Source organism: Methanospirillum lacunae (assembly GCF_003173355.1).
GTDB lineage: Archaea > Halobacteriota > Methanomicrobia > Methanomicrobiales > Methanospirillaceae > Methanospirillum > Methanospirillum lacunae.
On record NZ_QGMY01000009.1, the window covers coordinates 55366 to 78256 of the forward strand.

At 42.6% G+C, this 22891-nt stretch carries 24 protein-coding genes; 15 read left to right on the plus strand and 9 right to left on the minus strand.

Going from position 1 to position 22891, the window contains the following annotated elements; translation table 11 throughout:
- The first annotated feature begins 110 nt into the window (after positions 1–110).
- The 3 genes from DK846_RS13090 to DK846_RS13100 are packed head-to-tail and all read left to right on the plus strand — an operon-like array spanning position 111 to position 2343.
- Positions 111–491 carry a hypothetical protein gene (locus DK846_RS13090; protein ID WP_146201226.1) on the plus strand — a complete coding sequence of 127 codons (381 nt, stop codon included), beginning with the start codon at positions 111–113 and terminating at the stop codon, positions 489–491.
- Positions 492–532: 41 nt separating this feature from the next.
- Positions 533–1657: an ABC transporter permease gene (locus DK846_RS13095; protein WP_181391778.1), complete on the plus strand. Its 1125-nt coding sequence runs from the start codon at positions 533–535 to the stop codon at positions 1655–1657.
- Complete coding sequence (locus tag DK846_RS13100) at positions 1654–2343, plus strand: ABC transporter ATP-binding protein (RefSeq protein ID WP_109969415.1); 690 nt, start codon at positions 1654–1656, stop codon at positions 2341–2343. The genes DK846_RS13095 and DK846_RS13100 overlap by 4 nt, the downstream gene beginning before the upstream one ends.
- Positions 2344–2835: 492 nt before the next feature.
- Here DK846_RS13100 and DK846_RS13105 read toward each other — a convergent pair whose 3' ends face one another.
- Positions 2836–4275, minus strand: a complete 1440-nt coding sequence (locus tag DK846_RS13105) for a DHA2 family efflux MFS transporter permease subunit (protein WP_109969416.1) — start codon at positions 4273–4275, stop codon at positions 2836–2838.
- A gap of 121 nt (positions 4276–4396) precedes the next feature.
- Between DK846_RS13105 and DK846_RS13110 the strand changes: the two genes are divergently transcribed.
- Positions 4397–4738, plus strand: a complete 342-nt coding sequence (locus DK846_RS13110; protein WP_109969417.1) for a winged helix-turn-helix transcriptional regulator — start codon at positions 4397–4399, stop codon at positions 4736–4738.
- Between the two features lie 113 nt (positions 4739–4851).
- On the opposite strand, the gene DK846_RS13115 is transcribed toward DK846_RS13110, so the two are convergent.
- The 5 genes from DK846_RS13115 to DK846_RS13135 form a co-directional block, all read right to left on the minus strand.
- Positions 4852–5142 (minus strand): hypothetical protein, encoded by a 291-nt coding sequence (locus DK846_RS13115; protein ID WP_109969418.1) that lies wholly within the window; start codon positions 5140–5142, stop codon positions 4852–4854.
- Positions 5142–6290 (minus strand): aminotransferase class V-fold PLP-dependent enzyme, encoded by a 1149-nt coding sequence (locus tag DK846_RS13120; protein ID WP_245926552.1) that lies wholly within the window; start codon positions 6288–6290, stop codon positions 5142–5144. The genes DK846_RS13115 and DK846_RS13120 overlap by 1 nt, the downstream gene beginning before the upstream one ends.
- 7 nt (positions 6291–6297) lie before the next feature.
- On the minus strand, positions 6298–6696 hold the full coding sequence (locus DK846_RS13125) for a molybdenum cofactor biosynthesis protein MoaE (RefSeq protein WP_181391779.1): 399 nt from the start codon (positions 6694–6696) through the stop codon (positions 6298–6300).
- A gap of 90 nt (positions 6697–6786) precedes the next feature.
- Positions 6787–7539: a HesA/MoeB/ThiF family protein gene (locus DK846_RS13130; protein ID WP_109969420.1), complete on the minus strand. Its 753-nt coding sequence runs from the start codon at positions 7537–7539 to the stop codon at positions 6787–6789.
- Positions 7540–7677: 138 nt separating this feature from the next.
- The gene (locus DK846_RS13135) at positions 7678–7872 is read right to left on the minus strand and encodes a hypothetical protein (protein ID WP_146201227.1); all 195 of its coding nucleotides are present in this window, start codon (positions 7870–7872) and stop codon (positions 7678–7680) included.
- Between the two features lie 284 nt (positions 7873–8156).
- Between DK846_RS13135 and thiI the strand changes: the two genes are divergently transcribed.
- The 9 genes from thiI to DK846_RS13180 all read left to right on the plus strand — a co-directional run bounded on the left by thiI (position 8157) and on the right by DK846_RS13180 (position 18241).
- Positions 8157–9254: a tRNA uracil 4-sulfurtransferase ThiI gene (thiI, locus tag DK846_RS13140; protein WP_109969422.1), complete on the plus strand. Its 1098-nt coding sequence runs from the start codon at positions 8157–8159 to the stop codon at positions 9252–9254.
- Positions 9255–9302: 48 nt separating this feature from the next.
- Complete coding sequence (larE, locus tag DK846_RS13145) at positions 9303–10106, plus strand: ATP-dependent sacrificial sulfur transferase LarE (protein ID WP_109969423.1); 804 nt, start codon at positions 9303–9305, stop codon at positions 10104–10106.
- A 9-nt stretch (positions 10107–10115) separates the two neighbouring features.
- Positions 10116–10427 carry a hypothetical protein gene (locus tag DK846_RS13150; RefSeq protein ID WP_109969424.1) on the plus strand — a complete coding sequence of 104 codons (312 nt, stop codon included), beginning with the start codon at positions 10116–10118 and terminating at the stop codon, positions 10425–10427.
- A 308-nt stretch (positions 10428–10735) separates the two neighbouring features.
- The gene (locus tag DK846_RS13155) at positions 10736–11656 is read left to right on the plus strand and encodes a hypothetical protein (RefSeq protein ID WP_109969425.1); all 921 of its coding nucleotides are present in this window, start codon (positions 10736–10738) and stop codon (positions 11654–11656) included.
- A 336-nt stretch (positions 11657–11992) separates the two neighbouring features.
- A complete protein-coding gene (locus tag DK846_RS13160) occupies positions 11993–12940 on the plus strand; it encodes an AEC family transporter (RefSeq protein ID WP_109969426.1) in 948 nt (315 codons plus the stop codon).
- 129 nt (positions 12941–13069) lie between these two features.
- On the plus strand, positions 13070–14062 hold the full coding sequence (locus DK846_RS13165; RefSeq protein WP_109969427.1) for an AEC family transporter: 993 nt from the start codon (positions 13070–13072) through the stop codon (positions 14060–14062).
- Between the two features lie 340 nt (positions 14063–14402).
- Positions 14403–15317, plus strand: coding sequence for a nucleotide-binding protein (locus DK846_RS13170; RefSeq protein ID WP_245926553.1), 915 nt, complete (start codon positions 14403–14405; stop codon positions 15315–15317).
- A gap of 18 nt (positions 15318–15335) precedes the next feature.
- Positions 15336–16892, plus strand: a complete 1557-nt coding sequence (locus DK846_RS13175) for a nitrogenase component 1 (RefSeq protein ID WP_109969428.1) — start codon at positions 15336–15338, stop codon at positions 16890–16892.
- The gene (locus DK846_RS13180) at positions 16892–18241 is read left to right on the plus strand and encodes a nitrogenase component 1 (protein WP_109969429.1); all 1350 of its coding nucleotides are present in this window, start codon (positions 16892–16894) and stop codon (positions 18239–18241) included. Before DK846_RS13175 ends, DK846_RS13180 begins: the two co-directional genes overlap by 1 nt.
- Before the next feature lie 572 nt (positions 18242–18813).
- On the opposite strand, the gene DK846_RS13185 is transcribed toward DK846_RS13180, so the two are convergent.
- Both DK846_RS13185 and DK846_RS13190 read right to left on the minus strand, forming a co-directional pair.
- Positions 18814–20016 (minus strand): aspartate aminotransferase family protein, encoded by a 1203-nt coding sequence (locus DK846_RS13185; RefSeq protein ID WP_109969430.1) that lies wholly within the window; start codon positions 20014–20016, stop codon positions 18814–18816.
- A 186-nt stretch (positions 20017–20202) separates the two neighbouring features.
- Positions 20203–20844, minus strand: a complete 642-nt coding sequence (locus DK846_RS13190) for a C39 family peptidase (RefSeq protein ID WP_181391780.1) — start codon at positions 20842–20844, stop codon at positions 20203–20205.
- A gap of 184 nt (positions 20845–21028) precedes the next feature.
- Between DK846_RS13190 and DK846_RS13195 the strand changes: the two genes are divergently transcribed.
- Entirely contained in the window at positions 21029–21367 is a 339-nt protein-coding gene (locus tag DK846_RS13195) for a hypothetical protein (RefSeq protein ID WP_109969432.1), read from the plus strand.
- Between the two features lie 363 nt (positions 21368–21730).
- Here DK846_RS13195 and DK846_RS13200 read toward each other — a convergent pair whose 3' ends face one another.
- Positions 21731–22102 (minus strand): winged helix-turn-helix transcriptional regulator, encoded by a 372-nt coding sequence (locus DK846_RS13200; RefSeq protein WP_109969433.1) that lies wholly within the window; start codon positions 22100–22102, stop codon positions 21731–21733.
- Positions 22103–22241: 139 nt separating this feature from the next.
- Between DK846_RS13200 and DK846_RS13205 the strand changes: the two genes are divergently transcribed.
- The gene (locus tag DK846_RS13205) at positions 22242–22652 is read left to right on the plus strand and encodes a hypothetical protein (RefSeq protein ID WP_109969434.1); all 411 of its coding nucleotides are present in this window, start codon (positions 22242–22244) and stop codon (positions 22650–22652) included.
- Positions 22653–22891: the final 239 nt, after the last annotated feature.

The following is a 22891-nucleotide window of genomic DNA, read 5'->3' on the forward strand; positions in this document are numbered from 1 at the left end:
TAACACAGAATGAATCTGATTCATACCAGAGTGATAAACGAACGCTCCAGTTTGATAGGAAACCGGGCAGCCATGGAAATATCGTTTATTCACTCAATCTAGGAGAAATCATGAATTCAAAAGTGATCATAGCAGGAATCATTATAGTTATTACAATCTGTATTACCGGATGTTTAGCAGACCAATCAGAAAACCAGACCCCTGTTGCACCAGAAAAGGTAACCATCAGTGACCTGTTAAACAGTGCGGATAAGTTTGCAGATAAACCTGTCATGGTAGAAGGGAAGATCTCCTCGCAATGTGGATCTGGCTGCTGGTTTATCATGTCAGATGATAACGGCGATCTCTATGTCAATCTGAAACCAAATAACTTCGTAATTCCACCGGCGATGGGCAAAAAAGTAACCGTTATTGGAAATGTCATTATCAAGGATAACGATCTCGCCCTGGTCGGAAGCAGCGTCAATCTGGATGGGAAAACCTACCCATGAACTTCTGGACTCTGGCGATTAAGAACTTGAGCAGAAGGAGGATGCGAACACTGCTGACCATAGTGGGGGTAGCCATCGCTATTGCAGTCCTCTATTCACTCTTATCATTCAATGCCGGATACGAGAGGCAACTCTCCGGAGAGATGAATAGTCTTGGAGTAAGTCTTCTCGCAGTTCCAAAAGGGTGCCCGTATGAGGCTGCAAGTCTTGTCATGCATGGAGGAGTTATTCCAAAGTATCTGAATGAATCTAATCTGCAGACGATCAGGAAAACCACTGGTGTTGAGATAGCAACTCCGATGCTATTGCAGCAATTTACCAATAACGGGACATCCCATGTAGTGTATGGCATCGAAAGTGCCGAGATGCAGAAGATCAAGCCATGGTGGAAAGTTCAGGGGCGATTTTTCTCAGACGATGAAAAGAACGTCATGGTGATCGGAGCGGGTCTCGCAGAACTTGATGGTGCCAAAGTAGGAGACACAATTCCAATAGGTCCAATAAAAGAACCTTTCACTATCGTCGGGATACTTGAGCGGACTGGAGGTCAGGATGATCAGTCTCACTTCTTACCAATCGATGAAGCCCAGAGGATCTTCAAGAAAGAAGGCAAGATCAACACAATAGCGGTACTTGTGAAGGATCCCAAAGAGGTTGCTTCTGTATCTGATGAGATCGAGAAGATACCAGACACCCAGGTCGTCACGATGTCACAGATATCCGGGACCATTATGAATCTGGTGGGTTCAGCACGTACATTGCTCTTTTCGCTCATTGCAGTAGCAATAGTTATCAGTGCATTTGGTATCATGAACACCCTGCTGATGTCTGTACATGAGCGAACCCGTGAATTCGGGATGATGAAAGCAATCGGTGCATCAGGAGTTGACATAGGAATCATGGTCATGATAGAGACAATCATCGTAACCACTGCTGGTGGAATTCTGGGGATCTATGGATCATTTGTTGGTGCTGGTATGATTGAGAAGTTTGTCAGGTCAAATATTCCATATGCACCGGTCGGAAGCCTGATAACCGTTGATCCTTTTCTGATAGGAGAGTGCCTGCTCTTCTCGGTTGTGCTGGGGCTGATATGTGGATTATATCCAGCCTTTAGATCATCAAGACTGAGCCCGATGGAAGCCATCAGGAGTGAGTTTGAATGAACCTGATTGAAGCCCAAGATCTCTCAAAGGTTTACCACAGGGGAAGTGAAGAGATTCATGCCCTGAAAGGGGTGAGTCTTTCAGTGAAGGCAGGAGAATTTGTCTCCATCGTGGGACCTTCAGGATCAGGAAAAACCGGCCTTCTAAATATCCTGGGACTTTTGGATGATCCATCTGGTGGGAGCGTGAAAGTACACGGAACCGATGTGACTCATCTGAAGGAGAAACAGCGGGTAGTGTTAAGACGGGACACTATAGGGTTTGTATTTCAGCAGTTCTTCCTAATTCCAACAATGACAGCAAGGGAAAATCTTGAACTTCCCCTGCTCTTCAGCAGAACAAAACCAGATCCAAAAAAGACAGAATCAATCCTTGAAATGCTCGGACTTGCTCACCGGGGTGATCACCTTCCATACCAGCTTTCAGGGGGTGAGATGCAACGTGTTGCCATCGGACGTGCCCTGATGAATGATCCGGAGGTAATACTTGCAGATGAGCCAACCGGAAATCTTGATTCTGTAAGTTCAGAAATGATCTACAACCTCTTCAGAGAACTCCGAAACAAAGGACTTACCCTTATCGTTGTCACTCATAACACCGACCTTGCCAAACGGGCAGACCGGGTAATTACAATAAGAGATGGTATACTGACTGAGAACGAACAGGTGTGCTGCCCCTGTTCATAATGTATAAATTATTTTTACTATGAGAGAACAGGAATAAATTGCCGTATTCCTTGGCTATTTATTTCAGAAACCGCGACATTAGTATGCAACAGGGATTCCCGTACAAGCATCCAGATGTCGATGTGGAATTTTCTGATGTTGTCCCATACCTGATGCCAGAATGGCAGAGAGGCCATGCAGCTGACTGCAGATCAGCATAGCCCGGTTCAATTCCGGGTTCTGGCTCTGACATAAGAGTCTTGGATATAGTGCCATTACTATTAAAATGACTGAAAAGCAATGCAACTGACTGTAATCAGGAGTATATCTTTTCTGACTATGAATCTCTAGAGCCTGGAAACGACAATACTCGCTGATTTTTTTTTGTCCGGCCTATCATCTTCTATACATAAGAAAAGAAACTATCCCATTGTCGAATCCTACACTGATTGACTTTTCTCATCAATATTACACACATCAACGAGAAGTTTCCACTCAATATGAGGTATGGAGTTAATTATTATTGCGAATCTTAACTCTTCCAAAACGAGATACGAAAATAACAATAATACAAACAATACTTGCTGCAAACAGTGTAATTCCACAGTTATATTGCATCAATTCTGCCCCTTGTATTAAAACCGGACCTGATTGACCATTCCAACCTGGGGCCAGAGACATAAAAGTACTGGCAAACGATACTCCCAATGCAATGCCCAGGGTTCGGGAAGCAGAAGCAACAGATGAGCTCATAGCAGACTTTTCTGGATCAAGAGAATGAAGGATGTCAGTATTATTAGGACCCTGAAACAGACCACATCCTATACCCCGGAGACAGAGTGAAATGAAAATAAGGACACGATTTACAGATAATGACCCAATAGCCTGAATAACACAGGATACAGCCACAAATATCAACCCATATGTAGAATAATCCAGCCGGTAATGATCATACAACCTCCCGATAATTGGAGAAACCACAATCATCATGAATGGAACCAGCATTAATGACGTACCAGATGCTGCCGGGCTATACCCCATGACACTTTCAAAATAAAATGGACTTACAATATTTGTCGAATTTATTACAAGAAAGAAAAAAAGCAGACAAATAATTGAAATTCTGAAAGTCTGATTTTTGAATATCTTCAGATCAACTAATGGATTTTGACTCCTGGATTCAAAAAATACAAAAGCAACCAATGAGATAACACAAACAAGGCAATATATTGTAATATATAGTGTTAAACTAAGGTTTTGAGCAAATTCAGAACATGCCAGCAGACAAGATACAAGTGTCAGGATAAGCAATGCAGATCCCAATACATCTAATTCAATAGATTCTGATCTCTTCTCAGGGATATTGAGATATTTCAGGCAACAAAGTATTAGAAAAATCCCTATTGGAACATTTATGAGAAAAATAAACTGCCAGCCAAGAAAATCAGTAATAAATCCTCCAAGTCCGGGACCAATAAACGTTGCACCTGCTACAGCTGCTGTTATGTACCCCATCGCCTGTCCCCTCTGATTGGGCTCACTGGCATGGATGATAAGGGGACCCATCCCGCAATAAACCATGGATGCACCAATTCCCTGGATAATACGGAAGAAAATGAGTCCTTCTATTGTTCCCGTAAAACCACAGGCAAGTGAGCTAAACGTAAAGAGACCCCATCCCAGAATATATAGCCTGGTAATCCCGGTAAATTCTGATACCTTTGCGAAGATGATAAGCAGGCTCGTCATCATGAGGATATACCCGGTAATAGTCCACTGTGACAAGGCCAGATCAGTTTTAAAAAATTCCGTTATTGTCGGTAACGCTACATTGACCATGACAGCATCAAGATTTGCCATGAACACTCCGACAATGAGAATCATCAGAATGAAATGCCTTTGCCGGGACTGTGAACATGAGTTTATATGGCGTTTTAGCGATAATTGAATCATATCTGGTAAAATTCCCGAATGTAAGAAATACCTTCAAATTTAATGTGCACCTAAAATTGATCGCTGCGATATTTATTGAAAAAACGAACTTAATTCATCCATACGCACCATGAGGATACCGATGAATATTCAAACCAATAAACCAGAGAAAGTATGCCCGGTTGAAGTTGCATTAAATATTATTGACGGAAAGTGGAAACTTCGAATTCTGTATTTTCTTCAGGACAGAACACTGCGATACAATGAAATCCAGGAGAAGATACCTGGAATAACTCAGAAAGTTCTGACAAGCCAGCTTCGCCAGCTCGAAAAAGATGGTATTCTCACACGTAGAGCATATGCTGAGATTCCTCCCAGGGTAGAATATTCTCTAACGCCGATAGGAAAAAAACTGATAACGGTTTATAAGGCACTCAATGTATGGGCTCTTGAGTACCTGGACCAGGAACTAGTCAGGAATTAAACCGATAATTTTCAGACCAATATTTTTTTGATTATCCACACTAACAACCAGGACAGTGTCGCTGACTGTGGATAACCAGGGCCAGGTACTTCCGGGTTATGTCACTCATGAAACTACGTATGTTCTTTAAAAAGTGTTTGCAGAATTGACTGTACAGGTTCTGCATCCTCTTTCCTGTGACTGACGTAGATTATTGTATCTCCAGACATTCCCTTCATTGAGAAAGAATTACAGGAAAAGGTAAAGAGAGTGTTAGAACCGAGTTTTTTGGTTGAAACCTCTCCCTCCCCTTTATCCTGAATTGATTGCAGAAATGCATCACTGACCGGGATGTCGAGAGTACATTCATTTACAATTGCACCGTCGGTACATTTTGATGAAATTCGCGATTTAATAATCTTCATTATACAAGGCCCTCTATAACATCAGCCACAAGTCTGCACTGCTCCATGGTGTTCAGATACGAAAGACTTATTCTGACACAACCTTGTCCATTGGTTAATCTCTGATGAATCCACGGAGCACAATGCAGACCAGTCCGGGTTACCACGTTATATTTTCTTCCCAGAATCAGACCTACGTCTTCCGGATCGACTCCGGATATATTAAATGAGAAGATCGGGGTATCAGGATCAGGTGAATACAGAATCACATTATCCAGGTCAGATAACCGCTTCGAAAGATACCGAGACATTTCATCAAGATGCAAACATATCCTGTCAAAACCAATTCCGGACACATAGTCAATTCCTGCAGTCAGGGCAGCAATACCGGGAAAGTTGGGAGTTCCTGCCTCAAATCGTGCAGGCATTTCTGCTGGATGATCCGGGGAAGCAGAATCAAATCCGGTACCACCCTGGTGAAGAGAGAGAACTGATTCAGGTGTTCGTATAAAAAATCCACCGATTCCGGGAATTCCAAAGAGGTATTTATGACCGGTAAAAACAAAGGCATCAACAGGGATTTCAGATAACCGGATCGGGATCTGTCCGGCAGTCTGTGAACCATCGATTATAGAGAAGACGTCTTCTTCATGGAGTAATCTACAGATTTCAGTTATATCCTGTACTGCTCCGGTTACATTACTGCCATGATTTATCACCGCAAGCCGGGTCTCCGGAGTAATGGCTTCACGAATCAAATCCGGATTGATATGGCCTCCCGAGTCTGCCGGAATAATAGAGAGGGAGATCTTTTCTGCCTTTTTTAGAGTTAATAAAGGGCGGATTACAGAATTATGTTCCAGTTCTGTCGTGATCACATGAAAAGGAGTGTTCAATCCAGTAGCAAATCCGTGAATCAGGATATTAAGTGAATCTGTTGCATTTGATGTGAATACCCATTCAGATGGATCATCGGTTTGAAAAAAAGAAGATAGTGCCTTCCGGCCCTCATCTGGATAGGAGATCAATCCTTCTAATGTTGTCCTCCCTGATTCCAGATAAGGTAATGAAGATGACTGTGCTACCGCATCCAGTACACAGGGGGGTTTAGGCCAGGTACTTGCAGCATTATTCAGATAAACCAGGTTCTTGATATCCGCGTGCTGCACGATCTGATTACTCTCCTGCCCCCGGGACCCACCGTACTTTATCGCCAAATAGTTCAGCTTTCCATATAGGAACCCTGACTTTTAATTCATCGATAAGATATCGTGATGCTGCATATCCCACATCTCGATGGCTGGATGCGACCGTGATGAGTACGATCACTTCACCCACTTTCATAGGACCATACCGGTGGATAACCTGAACACGGGTGAGATCCCACTTCTCTTCAGCCTCCGATATTATCTTATGAATCTCCTTTTCTGCCTCTTCCTTATCTGTTTCAAGTCGCAGAACATCCATCCCGTCATTTCTCACTGTGCCTGCGAAGATAAGAACAGCCCCGGTATCAGGTCCGACATTCTCAAAAACCTGGGAGAGATCTATGGGTTCTTCCTGCATCCGGTACATACTCATTAACCAATATTTATGGGGTCTGTTCCTATAATGGATCTATCCTTCAGGCAACGTAAAGGCTCATTAAAACGTATTACCGTTTACTTAACCAGAAAATTTACATTTCCAACATACTGGACAGTGAGGATCTCTTCTGACCTGAAAGTTCTCTATAGAACCCTGTTCCCCATCCCAGAGAACAAGTCTACCTGCCTGAATCCTGCCGGTCCCGGTGATCATCTTAATTACTTCATTCGCTTCCATAAGACCAATAATGCCGGCTGTGACACCAAGCACAGGAACAACCGGATATCTAGGCGAATGATGGATGAAACACTGCAGACAGGCCGTATCACCGGGAATTATCACCATCATCTGTCCCTTTAGCCCGTGAACAGCCCCATGGACAAACGGGACTTTGTTCCTGACACAATAGGAATTCAGAACCCGGCGGGTTTCCATAGAGTCAACAGCATCTACTATGATATCTGCACCTTTTGCAAGGATAGGAAGAGAATTTGAGGCAATAGATTCATGGATCGCATGAATAGAAATCTCAGGATTTAGAGAGTGAAGTTTTTCTTGTGCAGAAGTTATTTTCTCTCTGCCGATGTCATCAGACCAGTGTAGAATCTGGCGGTTCAGATTGGATAATGCCACGGTGTCCTGATCAACAATAGTCAGAGTCCCAACTCCAGCTGCTGCAAGATACAAGGTTATTGGAGATCCAAGACCACCACAACCTGCGATGAATACATGGCTTTTTTTGAGAGCTTCCTGTCCTTTTGATCCAAATATCAGGATCTGACGGAGATAACGTTCTCTCTCATTATCTGATAACGTAAAATCTGAAGACAATTGACGTACTCCATGGTGATTACTAATGAATTCACACTATAACCATTCAATCTCCAAAATATTTGAGTAGGAACAGAGGAGGGCAGGATATGCCCCCCATATGGCAATGGCATATACAAAGCGGACGGTACAGGTTTATTATATAGAATTTGGCATCAGGCTGGTACCATTACATATGGCATTGAGGTTATGCATGTGCCAACAATAATTTCCCCGCTTGAGCTCCCTGGGATATGGAATCTCATACACCACTCCGACCCCATATTCCTGGGAATAATATTCTTCATTGTCTGGCAGTGAAGCCAGAATTCCTGCATTTATTTGAGGATTCATATCTACCTCGTGTCCACCATGTGAACATACAATTGTCAACTTCCAGAGAAATAGTCCCACCAGTAGCGGCAGCTCTTACCATATTCCGGATGGGCTTATAAATAAGAGTCATTAAACAAATCATTCAGATATCAAAGATTTTCTAAATAACGAGCCAAACATATTGCCTCATTCTCATACCTTTTAACCACCAAGAAGAAATTCTATTCAGATTTGAACCCAAAAGTTGATGCATTACAATCATCTGACAATGGACATTCTGATTTTATCTGAACGGAACTTGTATGAACACTGATATTTGGTTAGTTAGATATTCTGAAATATTTCTAAAAAGTGAACCTGTCAGGAGATCATGGGAGGATATCCTAATCAGGTCACTGTCGGGCAGATTGCCAGACTGCGATGTGACCAGGGAGAGAGGGCGTATATGGATATCAGGACCAGTAAATCCAGACCAGCTCAGATATACATTTGGTGTGCATTCCTTTTCTCCATGTAAAAAAGAATCTCTCACCAATATAAAAGAACAAATAATCAGGTTTGCTGGAGAGACTGGTATCAGGAATGCATCCACCTTTGCTCTTAGAATCCACCGGACAGGAGAACATTCCTTTACTTCCCAGGAACTAGCACGGGATCTTGGAGATCATGTGAGAATTTTTTACCCATCGTTACGCGTAGACCTTAAAAATCCAGAGTACGAACTACATATTGAAGTCAGGGAACGGAATTGTTATTTTTACACCGAAATATTCCCCGGACCAGGTGGAGTGCCCCCTGGTGCATCAGGAACCCTTGTTGCCCTTCATTCAGGTGGCATTGATTCGCCTGTTGCGATGTATATGATGATGAAACGGGGTTGTAAAATCATCCCGGTCTACATAAAAATCGCCCCATTTCATGATGACAGTTCAGAAGAGAGGGCACGTCTCATCGTTGAGCATCTCAGAAGATATCAACCAGATCTCTCAATTCAGGTGATCGAAGATGGCCAGGTGTATGCAAACCGCATGCAACTCAAAAAGAAAGGTATGGAAAAGTATGCATGTGTTCTCTGCAAACGACATCTCTATCGTATTGCTGAAGAGATAGCACAAAAATCAGGAGCAAAAGGAATTGTTACCGGGGAATCTCTTGGCCAGGTCGCCTCCCAGACACTTGATAATCTCTTTGTTCTTGATGATGCTATTGATATGCCGGTGTATCGCCCACTCATCGGATATGATAAAGAGGAGACAATAAACATTGCACGTACCATCGGAACATTTGATCTTTCAATCATGCAGGTCCCGTCATGCTGCTGTGCTATCCCGTTTAAACCGGCTACAACATCAGAACGGGGAAGGATCAATGAGATAGAAAAGAATCTTTACAACAAGTAAGGCTTTGAAATCTTTGGTAATGTAGATAATACGCAGGAAGAAAAACCCATGGACCTTTCAACTAAACTCTCCAGACTTGAAGAACTCATCAGGAATAAGGCACCGATTCTTATTGCGTACTCAGGAGGAGTGGATAGTTCACTCCTGGCTGCAGTAGCACAGGAAATTCTTGGATCTGATAACGCCCGCTGTGTCCTTGTAGACGGGCCTGAAGTTCCACGCAGAGGAGTTGCAGAAGCGATATCAAACGCAAGATCACTGGGATTAAATCTTGAGATAATCAAGGGAGAGTCACTTTCTAAAGACCTGAAACAGATCAACCCATCAGACCGATGCAGACACTGCAAGATAGGTACATATCAAATCCTTGCAGAGGCAGCTAAACGATACGGAAGTAATTCAATCGCAGATGGAGCAAACATTTCAGATCTGGGAGAACACCGCCCGGGAATCGAGGCCTTCAGCTCATGTGGTGTGATTCACCCTTTCATTATGGCAGAGATCACAAAACAGGATATCAGGGAGATCGCACGGTTGAAAGGACTCCCATTCTGGGATAAACCGTCATCGGCTTGCCTGTATTCCCGCATTCCATATGGCGACGAGATAACAGACAAAAAGCTGCAGATGATAGAGGAGAGTGAAGAATTACTCACGAATCTCGGATTTAAACAAGTCAGAGTGCGTCATCACGGAAATATTGCTCGAATAGAGGTACAGCCTGAAGATATGCTCAAAATTATTGGCCTGAAAGCAGACATCGAGATGAAAATTCGTAAGATAGGGTTCTCATATGTTACATTAGACCTTAGAGGATACCGATCAGGAAGCATGGACGAAGTGCTGTCATAGTCGTGATATATGACCGAAACCGGAGAAGGACAGGATATTACCAGAGTCATCCTGACTTCTGACCGGTTTCGGGCATGGATTGATGATCGGTCTATCGGTCACGTACGGGTCATAAAGCGAATCAACTTTTGTATAATCATCTCGGCTATACGCCAGATAGCATCGATTCAAAAGAAAGATTCTGAAAATTCCCAGACTATTCGTATATATATTCCCCGATCACTTATGTCTATCAACTCAGAAAATCTTCAGGTGTTTATTCAGTTTGCAAGAGACTGTGGAAATATCCTGATTGAAATTATAGAGATTGAAGAACTATAAGATATCAGATTGGTAACCGAAGTAATTACTACCAAATTCCTTTACAAATCCAGAGTTAGGCACCATATGGATGGGAAAAAGCCGGACTCATGGTACCTACAAACAGGAGGCGTGTATCCTAGTCAGTATTTCACCCGTACAATGAGGAAATTCAAATATACGTCTTCTAACAGATAACGTACAGTCAAAGCGAGAATATTCTAATAATATTTCGAGATAAGTCAGAAAACATAGTTACTTTGTTTGAATGAGGACCATCAGGCACCAGATCTCATTCAGGAACCAATAATTCAGAAGATAGAATTCCCATGAGTCTGAAATATAGTATAAACAGGGCGGTGGAGATCACTCACTCGTTACCTGAAACAATCATAGATTCAAGGTTCTTAACTCATGAAGAGGACAGTTCCTATTCGCCGCCAATGGGGGTTACCCCCGGATCCCTGGAACATGTTATTTTTATTACCCTGACCCTCTCAATTGACAATGGTCTCCATTCCTCTATACTCTGGGATTCTTCACGGCAGGCATATGAGTCAGAGCAGACCAGATATCTCTTTTCTCCAGAGTCCCTTTTCAGTGAAGAACTAGATCAGGTCAGATATGATCTGAAAAATCTCAACATGGGAGGGACTAAAAATAAAAACGCGGAGATATGGAAGAATGCAGGCTCATATCTATTTCAGAAGTGGGGAGGAGATCCTAGAAATTTCCTCAGGTCATGCCAGTGGAATGGGCCTGAAATTCTGAACCGGATGATATCAGCCAGGTATCATGAGGCATACGACTTCCAGCATTTCATCGGGGAGAGAAAAGGCATGTTATGGCTTTCACTGCTCAAAAACGATGCCGGGATTGATACACTCACGAATCTGAATAAAATTCCGCTGCTCACTGATATTCATATCGTCAGGGCAAGTATTGCCCTCGGGCTGGCATATGGTTCATACTCAGGACAGATCTCGTTGATATCTCAAAAAGTCAGAGAATTATGGGAAGAGGCACTAACTCAGAACGGATCGGACAAGGATGGAATTACCACATTTGATCTGTCAGAAGTGCTTCGGAATCTTTCCAGAAACGGATGTTCACACAAAGATGGAAAGCGAACCAGATGCCAGCATTTTGAAGAATGCCCATTCAACCGATTCTGTGTGGAAGGTCTCTTTGCTCTTGAAAATAAGGGAGTTCTTATCGATACAATGAGCCAAAGTAATCCTACAAAATGATAGATTGAAGCATTGTCTATCAAATCAAAATATCTCCTCAATTCCCTCATATAAAATCCCTCTCTTTTATCCAGCCACGCAATCAGATATGATTATTGAATATGAAATTATATCAAGAGTATTTCAGGTGATTCTCCCGGTCTGATCAATGGACGTTTTCAGTCCTGAATTTCAACATACAGCAATCTCTTCTTCGGGAAAAGTGATAGGAATTTCTGTAATCCGGAGAGGAAGACCGGGAAACGATGGTTCAGTTAAACAAAATTTTCATGAAAACCAAATAGGTATATAATAATAGGCTTCACAGGAATACAATAAATACGCGAACTGTATACCATGGAACAACTATACCCCCTTATCCGTTCGGTTTCTATCTTCTTTTTATTAGTTTTGTTTATTCAGATCTTAAAACGGAGAGGTTTTTTTGAAACAGGTAATACCGCAATTTTTGGAAAGGTGATTACAGAGATCATACTTCCGATTACTATTTTCTCAACGCTGGCAGTAGGAGAGATTAAACCACAATTAATTTATGCATCACTCATTTACCTTGTTGCCAGCCTCCTCATCTGTTGTATCGCCTACATTATCTGTACATTATTCCACTTTTCAAACCCGATTACAGGAACAATCGTCATTCTTGCAGGATTTGGAAGTACCTCAACTATCGCATATCCGCTTATTAGCCAGACGTATGGCATAAATAGTGAAGCAATGACAAGTGCTCTGATTATTGGTGAATTTGGATCATGTATTCCATTTTTTACAATTGGAATCCTGATTGTTGCATATTTTGGCCAAAGATCAAGAGGGAGTCTTTTTTATAATAATATAATAGCATTTTTCAGATCTCCTATCTTTATCTCTTTGATTGCTGGATTGGTAGTTTCCCAGATTCCCACCCTTTCCACTTTAATGACATCACCATTTTTTACAAGTTTTTTTGAATATTTTAATAACGGGTTTGAAATGCTCGTTGCCATTACGATTGGTCTGATGCTTAAACCAATAAAAATCAATGATATTCTCATATATATGGCAATCACCCTCCCTCTGGCATTAATTTGTCTCCCACTATTAGTCTATGCAGGAGCAACCCTGACCCAAACACCCTCTCTGATCCGGGAAATTCTGGTAATAGAAGCGGCAGTTCCTTCAGGAACTGTAGCAGCAGTTATGGCTGAAAGATATGGATGTGACGGATCTCTGGCTTCTACTATTGTGATAATTTCGTTTTTGCTCAGCCTGGTAACGATTCCTCTGATTTCAATTACTCTTTTATAATGAAAAAAGGTGAAATATGAAACAAAACATGTCAGATACCAGGGTCATTTTCGTACTATTTCAAAAAATAACCCCAAATAATATTTCCCGATCTCAAACAGAGGGGCATCGTTTCAGGGGCAGATTCTGATGACAACTGTTATTTCACTACAGCCAATCTATCAATTTGTATTAATTGCACTCATAATCATTGGCTCAATTAAATATTTAAAATACAGAGGGTTCTTCACCGATGATGATCAGTCAGTTTTTGATAAACTAGTAACTGAATTAGCACTTCCAGCAGTTATTTTTTCTTCCCTTGCGAAACTTGAGTTTTCGATTAGTACCATCGCACCTGCTTGTGTGCTCTTTATTACTTTGTTACTGGCTTTAATTATTGCATACATTTTTTGTCGTATCTGCAAATTTTCTCGGCCGATTTCTGGGACGATAATTATGGCCTCTGGATTTGGTAGTACTGCAACAATGGCGAGTCCCCTTATTTATGAATTATTTAGCTCACAACCAGATGTCATTCAAAAAGGGCTTACTATCGGAACATTAGGATCCGCTATTCCCTTTTTCACACTGGGAGTAATTATTGCTTCGTATTTCGGAGCTCAATATGCAGAAAGAGAGGTCAGGATATCATATACATTAAAAAACTTTTTCATGACCCCTATCTTTATCTCCTTTATTGTTGGGATACTGGTAGCTTTTCTGCTTCAAGAATTTCATATTCCAGGTACAGTATATTTTGTTGACATTTTTACTAACTTTTTCACAATTATTAGTGTATCAATGAATCTCCTGATCTGGATTGCATTAGGCCTCATGCTTCGACCAATTAAAATAAAATTTATTATTCCCATCCTTTTCGTTATCATCTGCATTAAAATGCTATTCGAACCCATTGTTGCAACATTATTATCTACATCTCTTGGTTTGTCACTTATTACCCAAAACCTTCTAATCTTGGAAAATGCAATGCCATCAGGTGCAATAGCCGCTGTACTTGCAAGTAGGTACGGATGTGACAGTTCGCTTGCAGGATGGTTAATTGTTGGAACATATGTAATTTCACTTATTACCATGCCACTTGTTTTTATGGCACTTCAAATAAATTGCATTTTTTCATAAATAAAGTGGAAATCAAGGACTTGGTGTACCATTCATGAAATGAGTAGTTTTGTATAGGGAGACGGGGCATCTATGTCACAATCATAATTATGACCTGGACTCACTATGATAGCGCGATCAGCATCAATGGATGAATGGTTCAGGATTCCAGAGCATGAAAACCTGATTAAAGGGACAGATATCCCACCAGTCTGCATGTAATCCATACTCAAAAGAACTGTATTTTCACCCTGATTGTATCAGGTCAATTCTGATCATACCAATAATTGCCTGATCTTTTTCATTTTTAGAAACATACAGCCATCAGTTGCACCCTTCTTTCGGTTTATCCTTGTTCGTGATGACCTTTGTATCAGAACTTGGAGAAAACATGACCGGAACCAGAAATATTGCCATTTATGGAAAGGGGGGTATTGGAAAGTCAACTACGACTTCCAATATCAGTGCAGCCCTTGCTGATAGTGGCCTGAAGGTCATCCAGATAGGATGCGACCCAAAGAGTGATTCAACCAACAACCTCCGTGGAGGAAAATCCATTCCATCAGTTCTTGATGCAATCAGGAGCGGGAAAAAGGTTGAAATTGAAGACATCGTGTACGAGGGATTTGGTGGCGTACTATGCATAGAAGCTGGAGGACCTGAACCCGGTGTCGGATGTGCAGGACGAGGTATCATTGCTGCAATCGAGCTTCTCAGACAGAAGAAGGTCTTTGAGCAGTATAAACCGGATGTTGTTCTCTACGATGTCCTCGGCGATGTTGTCTGTGGAGGATTCTCAGTACCAATCCGTGAAGGAGTGGCAGAACAGGTATATACGGTAACCTCCGCCGATTTCATGGCAGTGTATGCTGCAAATAACCTCTTTAAGGGTATTAAGAAGTACGCAAACAGCGGAGGAGCCCTCTTCTCTGGCATCATCGCAAACTCGGTTTCTCTGCCAATCCACAAAGAGATCATTGATGATTTTGCAGCACAGACCGGGACAACGATCGCTGAATATGTTCCACGATCGATCACCATCACACGGAGTGAACTTCGTGGTCAGACTGCAGTTGAGTATGATCCCGATTCAGAGCAGGCTGAGGTCTACCGCAGGCTTGCAAAAGCGATCATAACCAACGAGAAGAAGTACGTCCCTGCCCCGCTTGACGCAGAAGGGCTGAAAGGCTGGGCTGAGTCATGGTCAGACCGCCTCCTTGACAAAAAGGAAGAGGAACAGACTCACCGGTCAAAGACTGCAATAGCTGCAACATAATCACAGAAAGGAGTAATTATGGTATATAACACCAGGGAAGAGGCAGAAAGGGAACTCTATGAGAAGAAGATAGATCTCTCACAGAACACCTGCCCAAATCGTGAACAGCGGGCAAACGGTATCAATATCTTCTATGGAAAGGCAAGTGAGCTTGTTGACCAGGCAAAGTCAGGATGCCTCAAAAATCATGAGCGGGGATTTGCCCAGTCATCGGGATGTACGCTCAACTTCTACCTCTCGGTTCGTGTCGGAACCATCAGGGATTCGGCAACCATCTTCCATGCTCCGGTAGGGTGCTCGTCATCAGCACTCGGGTACCGGGAACTCTTCAGGGGTATCCCGGTTGAGCTTGGAAGACCTGTAAACTACGACCTGCACTGGATGACCACGAACCTTCGGGACAGAGATGTGGTATATGGTGCAGGCGACAAACTCAAGAAGACTATATACGAGGCACAAAGACGGTACAATCCAAAGGCCATCTTTATTCTGACATCCTGTACAACCGGAATTATCGGTGAGGATATTGAAGGAGCAGTCGCAGATGTCCAGCCGCACATCGATGCGACCATCGTTCCAATCCACTGTGAAGGAGTCAGATCCCGGCTGGTTCAGACCGGATATGATGCATTCTGGCATGCCATTCTGAAGTACCTGGTAAAGAAACCACAGAAGAAGCAGGAAGACCTGGTCAATGTTGCAAGCATGCTCTCATATACCTGGCAGGACAGGCTTGAAATCCAGAGACTGCTGAGCAAAGTAGGTCTTCGTGCAAACCTGATTCCTGAGTTTGCAAGTGTTGAGCAGTTCCAGCAGCTCTCTGAAGCAGCAGTGACAGCACCGCTCTGCCCCACATATACCGATTACATCTCACGTGGACTTGAGCAGGAGTACGGTGTTCCATACTTCATGTATCCGTCACCAATGGGAGTTGCAAACACCGATCAGTGGCTCAGACAGATAGGAAAACATACCGGAAAGGTTGATGAGATCGAGGCATTGATCGAGGATGAACACAAGACCTGGCTTCCAAAGCTGCAGGCAATCAGATCAGAATTCGACCGGATTGCAGCAGAGAAAGGAAGCAAAGTCAGGGTTCTCGGATCACTTGGTCAGGGAAGACTGCTTGCTCAGCTCCCGTACTTTGACGAACTCGGACTCACCTCTCCGGCAGCGATGTCACAGGACTATGACAACCTGATCCTGGAAGATCTTGAGGATGTCATTGCAAAGGTTGGTGACTTCGATCTCCTGGTTAACACCTTCCAGGCCGCAGAACAGTCACATATCACCGAGCAACTTGATCCTGATCTGACACTCAGCTGCCCGTTCCAGGGTGGTGCATACAAGAGAGTTAAAGGATCAACCAGGATTCACGCACTTCGTGGAGATCCAGACCCCTGGAGTGCCCAGAGTGGATACACCGGGGCAATTGCGTATGGAAACTTCCTGCTTCAGGCTCTCAAGAGTTCTGCATTCCAGAAGACCCTGAAAGCAAAGACAAAAGACAGTTACCGCGAGTGGTGGTTCAAACAGTCAAACCCGCTCTATTACATGAAGCCGGAGAGTATTTAATGAGCAGTGCAGAAGCAGAATCGGCATCTGAAGATTTATCAGAGGGAAGAGCAATAGAGGCTCCTAGGTTTTCCTGTGCACTCGGGGGAGCTCTTGGAACTGCATTAGGGATTTACGGAACTGTCCCAATTCTCCACTCAGGAGCTGGATGTGGTATCGGTCAGCTTTTCGGCCAACTCTATGCAGGAGGACAGAATGCAGGTGGTCCACAGGGAGGAACCAGTACTCCCTGTTCCTCACTTGTCGAGCACCACGTGGTATTTGGCGGTGAAGAGAAACTCAAGGATCTCATCAAAGCAAGTACTGAGCTGATGGAAGGTGATCTGTATGCTGTTATCACCGGCTGTGTTCCGTCTCTTATCGGAGATGATGTAAATGCAGTTGTCAGGCCATTTAAAGATGAGAACGATATCATTTACGTGAAAACTTCCGGATTTACCGGGAATTCATATGAAGGGTACGAACTCTTCTTTGAAGCGGTGATAAACGATATCCTGAAACCGGCAGAGAAGATTCAGCTTAAGACTGTGAACATATTCGGCATTGTTCCCTATCAGCATGTCTTCTGGAAAGGAGATGCCAAGACCATAAAAGACCTGCTTGCACGAATTGGTGTTACCGCAAACGTGTTCCTTGGCGAATTTGACGGAACAAACCAACTCAGGAACATTCCGGCAGCAGAATATAACATCGTCCTCTCAACATGGAACGGTCACCGTGTTGCAAACCTGCTCAAAGAGAAGTTTGACACACCATTCTTGTCATTCCCATCAGTTCCCATCGGACCGAAACAGACCACAGAGTTCCTCCGGACCGTCGGAAAAGCACTCAATGTCTCTGAGAAGATTGTTAAATCCGTCATTGAATCAGAAGAGAGGCGTGTATACCGGTTCATTGAGTACGGTGGTGATGCCCATATGCTTGTCAGGCCACATCCCTTCTTTGCGGTTGTAGCAGACTCAGGAACTGCCATTGGGATCACCCGTTTTCTGGTCAATGAGCTTGGATATCTGCCTGATGTCGTCCAGATAGCTGATGAACCACCAGAGGAAGTCAGGAAAGAGATTACAAAACATCTCACCGAAGGTCTTGAAACACCGGTGAAACCAGATGTGATATTTGAGACTGATTCCCATCTCGTGAGGCAGAATCTCAAGAATCGCCCCTTCCTGTTCCTGTATGCAAGTTCTCTTGAAGCACCGACTTCATTGCAGGAATTTGGAGCAATACCGATCACAGTCTCATTCCCTGCGATGAACAGGCTCATCTTAAACCGGACGTATGCCGGGTTTGATGGTGCTCTCACGCTCTTTGAAGAGACGGTCAGCACCTTTGTTGGCCCGCTATAAGGGAGGGTATATGCACGTGCAGTCATAAAAAAAGTGGAGATAGATATTCTGGCATCAGGGGAAGATCAGACATCAACCTTCCTCCCTAATCTCCAGATTGTAGTAAAGAATCAAAGCCGTTCTCACGTTACAAAAAATGGTGTGAAAAGATACACCACCTTTCGAGCCTCATATTAAACTACAATCTTACTTCCTCACGGGAAATATCTTTTTTCCGGACACCGGTGCTGATAGATCAGGCATGTTCATCAGCACCCCGGTTCCACAGGAATGAGCAAAGTCTGAAAATCTCCTATTATTAGTTTCGCATATTCATTGAAGATGTATTTCCGGTTTTGATTCCAACCGGTTATTTCATTGACTATTCAGGTTTATTTTGTTTTTTGGGATTCTATGTAGTTTAAATAAGAATCAGTTCTTTATTGTTACAAGTGAATAAGCTGAATCAAAAATGTACTGAGTTGAAATAATCCTTGATAATCAAACGAATTATTGATTTCAGCATGAAACCGAGATTTTTTTAAATAACTTTTTTATTTGAATATTTTAAACATTCTAAAGAAAAAAGGGTGTCAGGAGTAACAGGTAACAATTTCTTTTTCAAGAATATCAAGGCCTGTTTGCATCTCTTGTTTGGTAATCGTGAGAGCAGGAAAAATCCTGATGATATGACCATGTTTCAGATTTAAGATTAAACCATTATCCAGGCATCGCGTTACGATTTCCGCAGATTTTAAGTCGTCAGTTAGTTCAAGAGCAATCAACAGACCCTGACCTCTCACTTCAGTAATTGCTTTTGGGTACTTCTCTTTCCACCCATTCAAACGTTTGATAGTGTCAATTCCCAGATCACTGACGTGAGATTCGATATCCGAATCAATCAGATATCTGATAACTGCTTCAGAAACTGCACAGCCAAGAGGGTTTCCATTATACGTTCCTCCATGATCCCCTTTCTGGATACCATTAACAACTTCATCAGTAACTGCAAATGCAGAAAAGGGGAATCCTCCGGCGATTCCTTTTGCCATCGTGATAATATCAGGTTTTGCTCCTTTACTTATGGAATAAAAAAGCGGACCGGTCCGGAAAAACCCGGTTTGTATCTCATCAGCGATAAAAAGAACGCCATGTTCCCGGCATACTTCCGATAGTTCCAGAAGGTATGATTCTGAAGGGATATTTACACCACCTTCACCTTGGATAGGTTCCACGATGACCGCAGCCACATCCTGGTCGATGATCTCCTTAACCGCTGAAATATCATTAAACGGCACAAAGAAATATCCCGGCATAAGCGGATTGAATTTATTCCGGTGAACATCCTGTCCTGTAGCAGAAACGGTACTAATTGTCCGTCCGTGAAAACTCATTTCGGTTGATATAATATTTTTCTTTCCGGTAACCTTCCGGGCGAGTTTGATTGCTGCATCATTCGCTTCTGCTCCACTATTGGCAAAGAATATCCGGGTAAGGTGCTTTGGAAGAATCTCATGAAAGAGTTGGATTAATCGTGAACGTGCTGGTGAATATGTCGCTCCTGAATTTGGGTTTTGTATAATTTTTTTGCTTTGATTGCAGAGTGCTTCAGTGATTATCGGATTAGCATGACCAATACAGGTGACACCCCATCCCGAAGTAAAATCAAGATACTGTTTGCCATTTTCATCCCAGACATACACACCATCGCCTTTCTCAATAGAAAGGTGTGTTTTATCTGCAAATGGGATATAATACGAATCTTCTATAAGAAACGTGTTATTCGTTTCATTCATTACGTTGCCTCTTTAAAAGTAATCTTATTGCCGCGGTAATCGTTTATTATTTTATTTGTAATCCGTTAAATGTTGTCAGGAATAATTGAATTTCTATTTACGATAACTAAAACCCGAAATGCTCTTCTTTGATGACAAAAATGGTAGATGATACATCGCGTTTCATATCGGATACCCAATTTGATATCAGGAAATCCAGGTATATTCTGAATGAGATGCTGGTTTGCTCCCTGAAATAATAATTGCAGGGTGGATATAGATCCTCATCTGCTCATCCGGGGTTTCACCTTCCCGGGAAAAATGCCACCGGGAAAGAAACTCATCTATCGGTATTACTCCTCGTGTTCCGAGGAGAGCAGGATCCTCAAAGTAAACATTCCTGCAATCAACTCCGATCACGACCATGTAATGGCCGTCACCCCAGACCTCTTCCCATCGTTCAGGTCTGATCTTTACCCAGATGCCATCATTTTCATACCCATTCCATGCCTGTGCGATAATAATCACCGGAATTCGGGTTTCGATATACTTCTTCAGATCATCGATGGTTGTCTGCTCCTGAAGGGAAGCCTCAAGGCCGTATGAGATGGCGACTTGTACTATCTTTTCCGGTGCAGTTCCCTGGTCTTTGCTGGTTTCTAACTGATCCATCAATTCCCGTTCTTCTATGCAAACCCCCCAGTATCTGAGAACCGCTTGAAGTGACGACGCCCCACAGCTGTACCGGGTACTCTGAATAACCTCAGGCACAGAATTGAGAATTATGGTATCAGGTTCGGGAGTATCGGCACCCTCATATGCAGGGCAACATGGAAAATTAACAGGCATAGATCTCATCGGAGGGGAAATATGTCATAGAACCTTTTATAAGATTTTTCATAGTTACTACGTGACAGCGTAGTATCATCTATTTGACTCTCTCTTATCGATATATAGAACGGTTTGAAATGATCCAATCCATATACGTCGGGGAGTTTATCTATTTCAAAAATTATAAAACTGTGGTGAAGGCATGAACGCATTAAACCCATTTCACAAATCCAGAATTTTCTTTCCAGGTCTTATCTATCTTGGAGTATTCATTTTCTGTATCGGCTTGATCCAACCAGGATCAGCAGCCATTTTTTCTCAGAATGGAACAGAGATACCGGGAGCTCATCTCATAGAGACCATGAATAATGCTACCAATTTATCTCCAACTCCTTTCCCCATTCAGTTCTTTTATAATACCCACTACGGATCCTGTCAGGCAGTAATCCAGTACCCGGACAAATTTTCAACTAACCATACAGACATCCAGGTAGAGTATGATGATCTCTTTAAAGTACAGAAAATCCACCCAGTACAATGAATATAAACCCGGTTTAACAAGAAAGACATCCATTATCTGATTATTTTCATGGGAAATGTTGCGATCATGGATAGTGGGGATATTGAAACGTATACCGAACCCCTGACCCGCTGGTATCAGACCAATACGAAGAAAAATCCTCTCACGGGGTTGGTCTCATGGATAACATCCTTCACAAAAGAAGATCAGTAGTATTTAGGTAATCACTATAGCAGAAGAAAGGAAGAAAAAAGGGTTTTTTGCAGCGATTAAGAAATCATTTACGAAGTTAGGCGGGTGTTGTAAAGGAGATTCATCCTGTTGCTACACCCCTCCGACAGAGTCAGAATATCCCAAGAAAGATAAAAAAAACTGAAGAAGGAATCAATCCTCATTCATTTTTATCCTTCGTAATGGCACTTCCTCATCATCAATCATAGGGATATGCATGTGCTCGATTCCCCACTCACAGAGTGTATCGAGAAGAGGTATGAGGGTTTTTCCCAAGGGTGTGAGAGAGTATTCCACCTTTGGTGGAACCTGTTTGTACACTTTCCTTCTGATTATTCCATCCTCCTCCAGTTCACGTAAGTGTTTGGTGAGCGTCACATCGGTGATTCCAGGGATAGCCCGTTGAATCACACTGAATCGGAGAATTCGCTTTCGTAAATACCAGATGATCAGAGGTTTCCACTTCCCGCCGATCACATCAAGGGTTCCCTCAACCGGACAGAAATAACAGGATGGGTCTTTCATGGGAATCTATACTATGGTTTTGCATAGTATCTACAAAAATGAGTGGTATCCCCTATATGTTTGGCGTAAACCAAAATGTGTACATACGAATTGGGCATGATAAATAACACACAGAGACGAGAATTGTTCTGGATGTGACATGGATGAAACCTGTCTGGCTACTGACAAGAAACCAGAGAGTAAGTCGACGATATGGCGATCATTCCTCTCAATATTCTCTTATTGCCCCTATACAATGCTTGGAAAAAAGATCCTATGGTCTCTACAAGGAAAGAAAACACAATCTTCTGAATCTCTGAAAAACCGCGAAACATACCTGAAAAGTAAAAACACATTTGGACTTGGAATTATTCTTATAGGAGTATTCTGCCCGATATTCTGGATCTCGTTATTAACCGGAGCGGAGGGTGAAGAACTGATCAGAAGTGGTATTAACTCACTGCTTGTTGTCCTATTTGGAATTTTCTATATCGCATATCACCATCTTCAGATTCGAAAAAAAAACAAAAAGACACAGTTTAACGAAAAGGTTGAGAGTTGGGATCTATGATCTGCATCACCTATTCATTCAAAAAACAGGACTGATCCATGTACCAGACTAAAAAGCAGATATATAGCCTGATGAAGGTGGGGGGGATGTTTGCCTTTGTGGGGATTTTTTGCCCGTTCTTCTGGATGAGAATATTAGCCGGAGATTATGGATCAGAAACAGTAGTATACGGACTTCATTCAGCAGCTTTTATTGGAATTGGATTCGTTCTAATCGGTAAGAGTTGGTATGATCTAAAA